The organism is Salinibacter pepae, assembly GCF_947077775.1.
In the GTDB taxonomy this organism is placed as follows: Bacteria; Bacteroidota; Rhodothermia; order Rhodothermales; family Salinibacteraceae; genus Salinibacter; species Salinibacter pepae.
This window is the reverse complement of the sequence record NZ_CAMTTE010000001.1, coordinates 618,736-630,768: the sequence shown is the minus strand read 5'-3', so window position 1 is coordinate 630,768 and position 12,033 is coordinate 618,736. Positions and strand designations below refer to the sequence as shown.

12 protein-coding genes and 1 tRNA gene are annotated in these 12,033 nt (G+C 67.8%); 8 read left to right on the top strand and 5 right to left on the bottom strand.

Annotated elements, in window-relative coordinates; genetic code table 11:
- The first annotated feature begins 11 nt into the window (after positions 1–11).
- Positions 12–1,127: a tyrosine-type recombinase/integrase gene (locus tag OJA40_RS02755; RefSeq protein ID WP_263809896.1), complete on the top strand. Its 1,116-nt coding sequence runs from the start codon at positions 12–14 to the stop codon at positions 1,125–1,127.
- Between the two features lie 186 nt (positions 1,128–1,313).
- On the opposite strand, the gene OJA40_RS02750 is transcribed toward OJA40_RS02755, so the two are convergent.
- From OJA40_RS02750 to OJA40_RS02735, 4 genes are all read right to left on the bottom strand, one after another.
- Positions 1,314–1,397: transfer RNA gene (locus tag OJA40_RS02750), tRNA-Leu, on the bottom strand.
- Positions 1,398–1,610: 213 nt separating this feature from the next.
- Complete coding sequence (locus tag OJA40_RS02745; protein WP_208427670.1) at positions 1,611–2,981, bottom strand: dipeptidase; 1,371 nt, start codon at positions 2,979–2,981, stop codon at positions 1,611–1,613.
- Between the two features lie 177 nt (positions 2,982–3,158).
- Positions 3,159–3,902 (bottom strand): SAM-dependent methyltransferase, encoded by a 744-nt coding sequence (locus OJA40_RS02740; RefSeq protein ID WP_208427669.1) that lies wholly within the window; start codon positions 3,900–3,902, stop codon positions 3,159–3,161.
- Between the two features lie 90 nt (positions 3,903–3,992).
- Positions 3,993–5,234, bottom strand: a complete 1,242-nt coding sequence (locus tag OJA40_RS02735) for a 4-hydroxy-3-methylbut-2-enyl diphosphate reductase (protein ID WP_208427735.1) — start codon at positions 5,232–5,234, stop codon at positions 3,993–3,995.
- Between the two features lie 188 nt (positions 5,235–5,422).
- Between OJA40_RS02735 and OJA40_RS02730 the strand changes: the two genes are divergently transcribed.
- Positions 5,423–6,478 (top strand): hypothetical protein, encoded by a 1,056-nt coding sequence (locus OJA40_RS02730; RefSeq protein ID WP_263809895.1) that lies wholly within the window; start codon positions 5,423–5,425, stop codon positions 6,476–6,478.
- A 2-nt stretch (positions 6,479–6,480) separates the two neighbouring features.
- Here OJA40_RS02730 and OJA40_RS02725 read toward each other — a convergent pair whose 3' ends face one another.
- Positions 6,481–6,756 (bottom strand): NifU N-terminal domain-containing protein, encoded by a 276-nt coding sequence (locus OJA40_RS02725; protein WP_263809056.1) that lies wholly within the window; start codon positions 6,754–6,756, stop codon positions 6,481–6,483.
- 187 nt (positions 6,757–6,943) lie between these two features.
- Here OJA40_RS02725 and OJA40_RS02720 point away from each other — a divergent pair, with 187 nt between their 5' ends.
- The 6 genes from OJA40_RS02720 (at position 6,944) to ptsP (ending at position 12,025) form a co-directional block, all read left to right on the top strand.
- A complete protein-coding gene (locus OJA40_RS02720; protein ID WP_208427412.1) occupies positions 6,944–7,456 on the top strand; it encodes a phage holin family protein in 513 nt (170 codons plus the stop codon).
- Positions 7,457–7,513: 57 nt separating this feature from the next.
- Positions 7,514–8,035 carry a hypothetical protein gene (locus tag OJA40_RS02715; RefSeq protein ID WP_208427411.1) on the top strand — a complete coding sequence of 174 codons (522 nt, stop codon included), beginning with the start codon at positions 7,514–7,516 and terminating at the stop codon, positions 8,033–8,035.
- Positions 8,036–8,092: 57 nt separating this feature from the next.
- Positions 8,093–8,731 carry an adenylate kinase gene (locus OJA40_RS02710; protein ID WP_208427410.1) on the top strand — a complete coding sequence of 213 codons (639 nt, stop codon included), beginning with the start codon at positions 8,093–8,095 and terminating at the stop codon, positions 8,729–8,731.
- A 51-nt stretch (positions 8,732–8,782) separates the two neighbouring features.
- On the top strand, positions 8,783–9,781 hold the full coding sequence (locus OJA40_RS02705) for a polyprenyl synthetase family protein (RefSeq protein ID WP_208427409.1): 999 nt from the start codon (positions 8,783–8,785) through the stop codon (positions 9,779–9,781).
- A gap of 96 nt (positions 9,782–9,877) precedes the next feature.
- A complete protein-coding gene (locus OJA40_RS02700) occupies positions 9,878–10,147 on the top strand; it encodes an HPr family phosphocarrier protein (RefSeq protein ID WP_103015959.1) in 270 nt (89 codons plus the stop codon).
- Between the two features lie 63 nt (positions 10,148–10,210).
- Positions 10,211–12,025 (top strand): phosphoenolpyruvate--protein phosphotransferase, encoded by a 1,815-nt coding sequence (gene ptsP, locus OJA40_RS02695; RefSeq protein WP_263809894.1) that lies wholly within the window; start codon positions 10,211–10,213, stop codon positions 12,023–12,025.
- Positions 12,026–12,033 lie beyond the last annotated feature (8 nt).

Genomic DNA, 12,033 nt, shown 5'->3' with positions numbered 1-12,033 from the left:
AAGTCTACCCGATGGCCAATTTGAGAAAAATAAATGGCAACTACTACGCATACTTCTATGACCCAAACCGGTCTCCGAAACGAAAGAGCGTGCCGCTGCGGGTACGTCTGAAAGATACCGCTAAGAAGAAGCTGAAGAAGTTAGAGGAAGCTCAGGCTGAGGGTCAGTATGATCCGTGGAAGAGAGATCCATGGATTGGAGAAGAAAGAGTTGAACCCGTGGTTATTCAAAATGCCATTAGGCAGTTCTTGCGCGACAAAGAAAAAACAGTTCAGCCGTCCACGATTGACACGTATCGGCAGCAGCTTGAGGCATGGGCTGGGGAGCTGCCAGCTACGTACCACGTTCTCGACCTAAGGCCTCAGGACGTCAAAGGCTACATCTATGATCCGGAAATTGCCAACGCGACTCAGCGGAAGCGATACCGGCACCTGAGCGTCTTTCTCGGTTGGTGTGAAGACGAGTGGTATCTAGAGGAAAATCCAATAAAGCAAATTCAGAAACCGCGCAAAGAAGATCGGGAGACGCCGATCTTAGATCCTGGCGACATCAAGGATCTACTCAGCGCGATTGATAAGCATCGCGGAACCACAACTGATGTAGCTGGACGTCAGCCGGATGTTCAGTGGCTCAAAGATACGATTGTTATTGCCATGTACACGGGCCTGCGGAGGGGAGAGCTCGCAAGTATGATTTGGGCAGACGTGGATCTCGAATCTGGAGTCCTATCGGTTCGAAACCGGGAGGACTTTCGGACGAAAACTGGAGACGAGCGATCCGTGCCGCTTCGCGGGAGAGCCCTTGACCGGCTGAATAAGATTAAGAAGAGGAGAGAGGGGGTCGAACAGGACGAAGCCGTCATTATCGATCAGCGAGGCGAACCGATAAAGCCAGACCGGATGACAAGACGGTTCAAAGATTTTGCACTCAAAGCTGGCCTAGATAAGCGTATCAGTTTCCACACCCTCCGGCATTCATGTGTCTCTCTGCTATCGCGTAAGGGTGTTTCTACTCGCATCATTCAAGAAATCATGGGCCACTCCTCGATTACGACGACAGAGCGGTACAGTCATATCCGAGTAGATGAGGTAGCAGATGCCATGGAGGATGCCTTCGAGGAGAGCTGAGCAACTGGTTCCGGGATGGCACTGAGATGAGTCTCCTTCCAGAAACTCAGCTTACGCACATCTTACACATTCTATTTCATCGCTTTGCAAGGAGTTGCATTTTCGAGGGAGAGGCTTCGAAATTAGAAAGCCCCTGACATCGCCGTTTGACGGCGTTCAGGGGCATCTTGAGGCTAAAAATGTCAGTGCCCGAGGAGGGACTTGAACCCTCACGTCCTTGCGGACAACGGATTTTGAATCCGTCGCGTCTGCCAATTCCGCCACTCGGGCAGGAGGGGGGCCGACCCCGCCGGGGCCTGTTCGAAGAAAAGCGGTGGGGAAGCGGTCAATTTCGAAAGGCCCCAATTCGTAGCCCAGCCGTCAGGTTCCGGAGCGCACAAGCCACCCGGACGGCAGGCGGGGCCCACACCGTCCCCACGGTGCCGTTGACGGAGCGGCGCGCGAGTGCGCCCCCGGCTCAACCGGCGCCATCCGGACGGGCACTCAAGCCATCGCGGCGTAGTGGTCGTGAAACCGGATAAGGGCCTGGATCCCCTGGTGAAAGCGGTCGAGGCCGAAGTGTTCGTCGGGCGAGTGGATGGCGTCGGAGTCGAGCCCAAAGCCCATGAGCACACTGTCAAGGCCCAGGTGGTTTTGGAAGTCCGCCACCACCGGGATCGTGCCGCCGTTGCGCACGAACACCGGATCGGTGCCGCGCACCTCGCCCATGGCGTCCTTGGCGGCCTGCATCGGCGGGGCGGACGGGTCGACGAGCACCGGCTCGCCCCCGTGCAGCCGCCGCACCGAGAGGGTCATCGTATCGGGCACCTCCGCTGCCAGGTGGGCCTCCAGCTTGTCGTAGATGTCCCCCAGCTGCTGGTCGGGCACGAGGCGCATCGAAATCTTGGCGTGGGCCTTCGCCGGAAGCACCGTCTTGGCGCCCTCGCCGGTGTAGCCGCCCCAGATGCCGTTCACGTCGAGCGTGGGGCGGGCCGAGAGGCATTCCAGCGTCGTGTAGTCGCCCTCGGTCCGCACGTCGTCGATGCCGATGGCATCCCGCCAGGCCGCCTCGTCAAACGGAAGGGCGGCGTAGGTCTCGCGCTCGGCCGCCGTCAGGTCGCGCACGTCCTCGTAAAACCCAGGGATGGCGATGCGATGGTCGTCGTCGTGCAGGCCGGCGACGAGGCGACTGAGCGCGTTGGCCGGGTTGTCCACGGCGCCGCCGTAGTTGCCGGAGTGGAGGTCGCGGTTCGGGCCCTCCAGGGTGATCTCGGCGTAGGCCAGCCCGCGCAGGCCGTACGTGATCGACGGCGTCTCCGGCGAGAACATGGCCGTGTCCGAGACGAGGACGACGTCGCCGTCGAGCCGCTCCCCCTGCTCGCGGACGTACGTCTCGATTGCCATCGAGCCGGTTTCCTCTTCGCCCTCGATGATGTACTTGAGGTTGACCGGAAGGTCGCCTTCGGCCGACAGGTACGCCTCGGCGGCCTTGGCGTGCATGAACATCTGGCCCTTGTCGTCACACGCGCCGCGGGCGTACAGGGCGCCGTCGTGCCGGGTTGGGTCGAACGGGTCGGTGGACCACTCCTCCAGCGGGTCGGGCGGCTGCACGTCGTAGTGGCCGTACACGACGACGGTCGGCTTCGCCGGGTCGGTGATGTGCTCGGCGTAGACGAGGGGATGGCCGTCGGTCTCGATGATCTCGGTGTGCTCCATCCCGATGCCGTCGAAGTGGTCGGCGAGCCACGCGGCGGCCCGTTCCACCTCGTCGTCGTAGGCGGAGTCGGTGCTGACCGACGGGATGCGCAGAAGCTCCTCGAGCTCACTGACGAACCGGTCGGCGTGGCTGTCGGCGTAGGTGAGCGCAGTGTCCATGGGCGGTGTGAACTTGCGATGGGCGACGGTTGAAAGAAAACGAGGCGGGTGTTCCGTATGATTTTCGGCGCCGGGGGATCAGAGAATACAAGAAAAGAGACCGCGTGTCCAGGGGCGCCGGCCGGACGTTTCACGAAACGGGCACCGCGTCCCCCGACCCGGCCCCCACTCGGCCGGTCACGTCGGGCGCACGGCGTGGAGCAGAAGGCGCGGGCTCGCGTCGGGCACGTAGCTTCCTCCGTCGTAGTCCCCAAACAGGGCCACGACCTCCAGGCCCACCCGTTCGTACATTGCCGTCAGGTCGGACCGGGTGTACAGGCGCACGCTCTCCTGGAAGGTCTCCGTGTGGCCGTTCTGGCGGACGGTGATCTTCTTGTTGACCCGGCCGTCCTCGATCCAGCGATCCTGGTGGATGGTGCGTCCGTCTTCGGTCTCGTACACGGAGGCTCCCAGCGACTCGGCGACCTGAGGGGCGTTCAGGAAGTCCTGAAGAAACCACCCGCCGGGCCGCAGGGCCGTCGCCATGGCCGCGAGGGCACGCTCGTTCTCGGCGTCCGCGTCGAAGTAGCCGAAGGACGTGAACAGGTTGACGACGCCGTCCGCGCACCCGTCGCACACCGGGGTGCGCATGTCGCCCACCCGGAAGGACGCCCGTACGTCCAGGTCGTCGTCGGCCACCCGCGAGCGCGCCGCGGCGACGGCGTCCTCCGAGAGGTCGAGGCCGGTGACCTGCCAGCCGCGCCGGGCGAGGGCCCGGGCGTGTCGGCCCCGGCCGCAGCCGATGTCCAGGATGTGGGCCCCCGGGGCCGGGGCGATCTCGTGCTCAATCAGGTCGACCAGCTGCTCAGCCTCCGCGTCGTCTCGGTGATCGTAGACGCGGGTGTACGCGTCGCTCCAGAACCATTCTTCGTACCAGGACATGTGTAGAGGGAAGGAGGGGCAGGGGGGGAGGGGCGACCGCGGTCTCCCCCGGGGACATCGGTCATCCGGCGCGGCGGTTACGGGGACGCACTACTCGTCCTCCAGTTCTTCCTTAAAGGGGGCGATGGCCTCCTCCACGGGACGGGCGTCCGGGAACCAGCTGATGATTTTGCGGACGACCTCGTCGAGCAGGGCGTCGGGGCAGGAGGCCCCGGAGGTGAGCAGCACGTCGACCGGCGTGTCCTCGGCGGGGAACCAGTCGTCCGTCGCGACCTCCTCCTTCGCGTGGACGTCGAAGTGATGAATCTCCGACGGGGCGTCAAACTCACTCGCGTCCCGGATAAAGTAGGTGGGCATGTGCTCCTCGCAGAGCTCCACGAGGTGGCTCGTGTTCGAGGAGTTGTAGCCGCCGACGACGATGCCCAGGTCGGCCCCGTCCTCGATGAGCGCCTGCGTGGCGTTCTGGTTTTCGTTGGTGGCGTAGCAGAGCGTGTCGCTCGTGTCGGCGAAGCGCTCCTCGACGTGGGCCTCGCCGTAGCGCTCCCGCATGGCGTCGCGCATCAGGTCGGCGATGGCGGCGGTCTCCTCCGCCAGCATGGTTGTCTGGTTGACCACGCCCAGCTTCTGCAGGTCCCGCTCCGGGTCAAAGTCCGCCGAGTACTTGTCCTCAAAGTAGTCGTAGAAGAAGTCGGCGTCCTTCTCGCCCCGGATCACCTTCGCCAGTTCTTCGGCCTCCTCCATGTCCCGCACGACGACCACGGGGCCTTCCTCCTTGGCGTGGGAGAACGTGGCGCGCGTCTCCTCGTGGTACCGCTTGCCGTGGACCACGATCGAGTGGTCGTCGTCCCCGATCTGGGAGCTCTTGCGCCACACCTTCTCGACGAACGGGCAGGTGGTGTCGTAGGCCTCCGTGTCCACCCCAATCTCTTCGAGTTTCTGCTCCACCTCCAGCGTGGTGCCGAAGGCGGGAATGATGACCACGTCGTCGGGCGTGAGCTCGTCGAACGGGATGAGCTGCTCCCCCTGCGTGGTGCGCAGGAACTGGATCCCCCGGTCCCGCAGGTCCTCGTTCACGTGCGGGTTGTGGATCATCTCCGAAAGAAGGAAGATCCGTTTGTCGGGGTTCTCCTCCAGCGCCTCGTACGCGATCTCGATCGCCTGCTCCACGCCGAAGCAGAAGCCAAAGTGCCGCGCGATTTTAAAGCGCACCGGCCCGAAGTCGATCACCGACGGGGACAGGTCTTTCTTGCGCGGGTCGGTGGCCTGCCGCGCGTCCGTGACCGTCGAGATGATGGGGCTTTTGTAGAATGTGGGAACGTCGAACTGGCGCATGGGCAGTCGGAAGTCGCGGGAGAACAGTGACACTCCGTCCGGTCCTACGGAAGGGGGCCGCCGGTGATTCGGGGCGGGGCATGGGGGGCGACGTGTGGAGGCCGTGAAGGAGGAACAACCCGTGCCGGGGTGCCCGTGCAGGGCGCAGGAAACCGCGCCTCATGTCTTCCCGACCCCCCTGTCTGTACGTGAGCTCAAAACAAGCCCGCATCGACGCCATTGCCGACGCCGCCGCGGACTGGCGGGAGCCGGACCATCCGCCGCGCGAAACGGCCGTCGCCGACACCCTGGAGGCGCCCAACCGCTGGACCGAAGAGGCGCTCGACTACGCCCTCAACCGGTGGATGCAGCGCCTCACGCCCGAGGCCCTTGTCGACTGGCTCGGCGACGGGGGGCCGGCGGCGCAGGCGACGGTGGGCGTTCTGCACGGCCCGTCCGGCCCCCTCGTGGGGCTCCGGGACGCCGTGGCGGTGTGGGCCGAGGGGCACACGTACCTCGGGCACGTGCCCGACGCCTCGCCCGCCCTGCTTCCCGCATTTGCGCGGGCCGTGACGGACCGGGCCGACGGCATCGACGCGACGTTCGTGGAGGCGGCGGCGCTCCTCGACCACGCCTCCGCGGTCGCGGCGCAGCCGGCCCGAGCCGACGCCGGCGCGATCCGCGAGGCGTGCGCCGACCACCGCATTCCGGCGGATCGTCGGCTCGTGCGCCCCTCCCAGCGGGCCGTGGCGGTCCTCGACGGGCACGAGGGCGACGACGCCCAGGGCGGGCTGGCGGAGGACGCGCTGCTCTACGAGGGCGGTGGGCACCGGCGGCTCGCGCTCCTGTGGGCCCCCACCGACCTGTCGCCGGACGCGTACCTCGAAGCGATGGCGCGCTTCCGCGGCGTCTTTCCGGCCCACGAGGATACACCGGGCGCCCTCCAGATGCAGAAGGCGTTCCTCGAGGCCCGGGACGAGCCGCGGGCCTTCGCCGAGGGCCTTGAGTTTCTTGTGAGCCGGGGCGAGCCGACGGAGCCGAGCCCTGAGGGCCACCTCCGGTGGACGGAGTACGGGGGCCTCAACGCGGTTGGCGACTGGATCGACGCCCACCGGACGGAGCTCGGCGCGGTCGTGGCCCGTGAGCCGCTGCACGACCAGCTGCCCGAGTCCTGGCCGCTCCGCACGCCGGGCGACCTTCACCTGCCGCCCCTCGCGGACGAAGAGGGGGAGGCCGTCGCCACCTTTTTGCGGGCCCTGCGCTGACGCTACGCCGCCTCCAGGTGCTCGGCCAGGATCGCCTCCACGTCCGGCTTCACGCTGCCCCAGTCGACGGCGGGGGCCTTCGAGACGGTAACGAACTGGGGGGTGATGAACACGTCGTCCACCCCCGACACGCCGAAGAGGCGACGGGCCAGGGGATCCTCTGCGGCCTCGTCCGCCGAGGCGTACGCGGCCACGCCCCCGCTGAGAAAGGGGCCGTCGTCCGTCGTGAATTTGAGGCTGTTCGGATTGGGGGTCGACTCCGCCTGCGTGGTGGCCATGGGCGCTTCGGGATCGGGGGGGTGGAAGAGAGAGCGAGCCGCGTCGGGCGTCGCAAAACGCGAACCGTACGGACGAGTTCACGGGGGAACGAGTGCCGGGGTTGTACGGTGAATTCACTTGCGTCCTCCGCAGAATATAGTATCTTACCACTCTTCATCCTTCCAACGTCACGTTCCGCATCCGGCCATGGAGTCCCTCGACGACCGCCCGTCGGCCCCGAACGCCGAACGCCCCGTGGAGGAGTCCCCCGACGGCGGCAAGGTGAGTCGCATCGCGTCCCACACGCAGGGGCTCTTCGCGGACCTCCGGGAGTGGATTGACCTGCGGGTCGACCTCGCGATCTTGGAGATGGAGGAGCGGCTCGACGCGTTCAAGAACGACCTGGCCCTCGGGCTCACGGTCGCCGTTTTTGCCTTCTTCGCCGCGTTCTTCTCGTTGACGACCGTAGCGCTGGGGGTGGGGTGGCTGCTCGGGCACCCGTTCTGGGGGTTCCTCGCGGTCTCGGTGGCGCTCATCCTAATCATCGTGACCCTCCGCGTGACGAAGCCGGCCCTGGTGCCGCCCTCCAACCTGTTCGCGTCCCTCCGGGGAGAGCGGGCCGTGCCGGACGAGGGCCCGTCGTCCCGCCCCGCCTCGGCCGCGGTCGACGAGGCGGACGGCGCCGAGGCGCAAGCGTCCGCGCCCGACGTGAAGGCGTAGCGGGGATCCGGCCCCCAGGCCCTTTCGGTTACTCTGTTTTACGACCCCTTCTGCCCTATGGACTCGGATTCAACCAGAGCGGACGTGGAGGAACGCCTCCGCGAGACGGCGGACGCCATGGCCGATCGCTTCGACTCGCTTCAAGATGAGGTGTCGACCACCGGGTCGTCGCTGCGCGACTGGGTCGTCCAGAACCCGCTGAAAAGCGTCGGCGGCATGCTGGCGGCCGGCGTGGCGGTGGGGGCCCTCGTCGGCGGCGGCCGGTCGCGGCGGCCCGAGCACGCGGAGCTGCTTGATCAGTACATCGACGCGCTCCGCACGGAGGTGGAGGAGGCGATGGCGACGGGCGATACGCCGGGGGAGGCGGTGGAGAAGGCCCTGCGAGGGCGCGCCCCCCTCGTGGTGTACCGGGGCAACGGGGCGGACGCGTCCGAGGCGAGTCGCTCCGGCGGAAGTGTGTGGGGCGACACCCTCGGGTTCGTGGTGCGCCTCGTGGCCCGCGAGGTGATCCGCGACCAAATCCTCTCCTGGCTCGACGATACCGACGTAGAGGGCCTGGGGGACGACCTCTTCGAATAGGGGCCGCGCCAGCAGCTCCCATCCGACCACTCTTTTTTGTACGACCGACCGACACACATGCGACTGATCATTTTTGGCCCGCCGGGTGCCGGAAAAGGCACGCAGGCCGGGCTGCTCGAAGAGCGCCACGGAATTGTCCAAATCTCGACCGGAGACATCCTCCGGGAGGCCATGGCGCAGGAGACCGAGCTCGGCCAGAAGGCAAAGTCCTACATCGACGCGGGGGAGCTGGTGCCGGACGCGCTGGTCCGGGATCTCGCCGAGCAGGCCATTGCCGACGAGGGCCACGACGACTTCATGCTCGACGGCTACCCGCGCACCGACCAGCAGGCGGAGTGGCTGACCGAATTTTTGGCGTCGAACGAGACGCCCCTCGACGCCGTCCTCAGCATGAAGGTGCCCGACGACGTGCTCGTGCGTCGGCTGAGCCGGCGCCGGGTGCACGCGGAAACGGGGGAAACGTATCACCTCGACCACGACCCACCCCCCGAGGACGTGGACCCGGACCTCATTGTTCAACGCTCCGACGACGAGCCCGAGACCATTCAGAACCGGCTCGACGTGTACCGCGAGGAAACTGCGCCGCTGGCCACATACTATGAGGAGCGAGACCTGCTCGTCCCGGTCGATGGGACCGGAGGCATCGACGAGGTCTTCGGCCGCATCGAGGAGGCGCTGGACGCCCTCGAACGCTAGGGGCCGCACCGAGCACAATTGTTGAGTCCGTTGGCCGATCCCAACTTCCCGATGGCTTCCTCCACCCAAAGCGTGTCGTCCGACGAGCGTGTAGCGGCGCTGCGGACGCGCATCGATGAGGCCCTCCCGGCGGTCGTGGACGGGCGGTCGCCCGCCTCGCTCTACGACGCCGTGGAGCACGTGCTGCGGGCCGGCGGGAAGCGCGTGCGTCCCGTCCTGCTCCTTCTGGTGGCCCAGTCGTACGGCACGCCCGTCGACCGGGCACTGCCGGCCGCCCTCGCCGTGGAGGTGTTTCACAACTTCACGCTCGTCCACGACGACCTGATGGACGAGGACGACGAGCGACGCGGGGGCGCAACCGTGCATGCGAAGTGGAACCCCGGCACGGCAATCCTGGCAGGGGACCTCATGATGGGCCTTTCTTACGACCTGCTGGGCCAGGTGGAGGGAACGGACGCGGAGGCCCTCTACGCGGTATACCACCCGATGGTGGAGCGGCTCTGTGCCGGCCAGGCCCTCGACGCGTCGTTCGAGACCGACGATGCGGTCACGGTGGAGGCGTACCTGGACATGATCGACCGCAAGACCGGGGCGCTTCTCTCGGCCGCGTTCGAGCTGGGAAGCGTCATCGGAGGCGCCCCGGCGCCCGAGCGCAATCGCCTCGGCACGGCCGGCCGGCTGGTGGGGCGGGCCTTCCAGATCCAGGACGACCTGCTCGACCTCACCGCCGACGATGAGGCCTGGGGACGCGGCGTGGGGGGGGACCTCGTGCAGGGCAAAAAGACGTTCCTCACCCTGCGGGCCCTGGAGCGGGCCGAAGGGGCCGAGCACGACTGGTTCGCCCGCCTCGTGACCGACGGGGGGCTCCCGGGGGACGACGTGCCGGAGGCCCGTGAGCGAATGGCGGACCTGGGCATCTTCGAAGAGGCCCGCGAGGCGGTCCACACGTACACGGAGAAGGCCCACGACTACTTGCACCTCCTGCCGGAGACGGCCGCGGCGGAGACGCTCCACTGGCTCCTCGACCGCCTGCAGGCGCGCGGGCATTGACCCCTGCTGCCGCCCCGGGCCCCGAAGTCGTGCCGCGGGGCCGGAATGCACCCCGACAAGCGGATCGTCCGCCGTCGTCCCGCCCCTCACGCCCCCATGATTGAACGCGAGGTCACCATCCGCAACCGGGCCGGCCTGCACACGCGGCCGGCGTCGATGCTCGTCAAGACCGCGTCCCAGTTTGAGGCGGAGGTCTACCTGCGGCGCGACAACTACGAAATCAACGGAAAGAGCGTCATTGGGGTCATGACCCTGGCCGCCGAGCAGGGGGCGACGCTCACGCTCGTGGTGGAGGGGGCGGACGAGGCCGAGGCCGCCGACGCGATCGAGGCGCTTTTTGCGGACGGATTTGGAGAAGAGCTTTAGCCCGGCCTGGTCGAGACGCCAGGCCGGACGCAGTGTAGGCCGCCATTGCCAGCCATTTACGCCATGGAAGAACCGCCCCCGCAATCCACATCCGACGACGAACTGGTCATTGAGGGCACCGGTGCGGCGCCCGGCGTGGTCCTGGGCACCGCGTACCGGTACGCGGCCGCCGCCCCGACCGCCCGGCGCGACGCCATCGCGCCGGACGCGGTGGACGCGGAACTGGAGCGCCTGGCCAACGCCGTGCAGCGGGCCGAGCAGGAGCTGGAGGCCGACCGCGTGTGGGCGCCGGACGCCCTCGTGCCGGATGCCGACGCCATCTTTGAGGCGCAGGCCCTCATGCTGGGCGACGAGGACGTCCTGCAGGCCATTCGGCAGCGCATTCGAGACGCGAACGAGCCGGCGGGGGCGGCGGTGCAGGCGGTGCTCTCGGCCCACCGCGAACGACTCGAAGACAACGGGGACGCGCACCTGCGCACTGGGGCCGACGACCTCCTGGCGTTTGAGCGCCGCCTCCTGCGGGCGCTCCGGCGCGGGGCCGCCGCGGCCCCCATCGACGGGCACTCGGTGGTGGTGGCCCAGGACCTGACCGCCAGCGACCTGCTTCGCCTCCGACGCCACAACCTTCTGGGGGGCGTCACGGCCCGCGGCGGGCCCACCTCGCACACCGCCATCGTCGCCCAGGCGCTCGGGGTGCCTCTCCTCGTCGGGGCCGGGGAGGCGCTGGGCGCCGTCTCGTCGGGAGACCGTGTCGTCGTCGACGGGGACGAGGGGCGTCTGATTGCCGGCCCTGCCCCGGCCACCGAGGAGGAATATCGAAAGCGAGCGGCCGACGCGCCGTCCCCGACGGCGGAACGGGAGCAGGCGCCCGGGCGCCCCCTCCGGACGACCGACGGCCATGCCGTCACCCTGCGGGCCAACGTGGGGCTGGAGGCCGAACTCGACCCGCTCCGGCCCGCCCCGCCGGACGGCATTGGGCTTCTGCGCACCGAACTGTTTCTGCGGCCCGACGGCGACCCGCGCTCGGTCGATGAGGAGCGGCAGGTGGAGGCGTACCGGCAGGCCATCGAGGCCGCCGGTGAGGGAGGGGCCACGATTCGTCTCCTGGACGTGGGGGGCGACGACGGGCGTTCCCAGGGGGCTGCCGGAGCGCACGACGGCCTCCCTGCCCTCGGCCGGCGGGGACTCCGGGTGCTCCTGGATCGGCCCGACGAGCTCTTGCGCCCCCAACTGCGGGCCCTCCTGCGGGCGAACCGGGAGGGCCCCCTCCGGATCCTGCTGCCGATGGTGACGGACGGGGCGGAGGTGCGGCGCGTGCGGCGGATTCTGGACGAGGAGAGCACCCGCCTCACAGAGAACGGCGTGCCCCACGATGCGACCGTCCCCCTCGGCGCCATGGTGGAGGTGCCCGCCATGGCCCTGCAGGCGCCCGCTTTCACCGAGTTGGTGGACTTTTTCTCCATCGGCACGAACGACCTGACCCAGTACGTCCTGGCGGTGGACCGGGCCGACGAACAGGTGGCGGCGCGGCACGACGCGCTGCACCCCGCCGTCCTCGGGTTGATCCTGCGCGTCGTCGAGGCGGGCCGAATGTCCGGCTGCCCGGTGGAGGTCTGTGGGGAAATTGCGGGCGACGTGCAGGCGGTGCCGGTGTTGTTGGGCCTCGGCGTCGATACCCTGAGCGTCGCGCCCCCGTCGCTGCCCGCCGTGCGCCGAATCGTCCGGGCAACTGGGTACGAGGCGGCCAAAGACCTCGCCCGTGACGTGTTGCAGGCAGACGACGCGCCGGCGGTGCGCCGTCGGGCCCGGGCGTGGGTCGATACGCATCTCCCGTCCCCCGACACTGCTGGTTCGACGCCGGACGCGCCGGACCAATGACCCGCGGC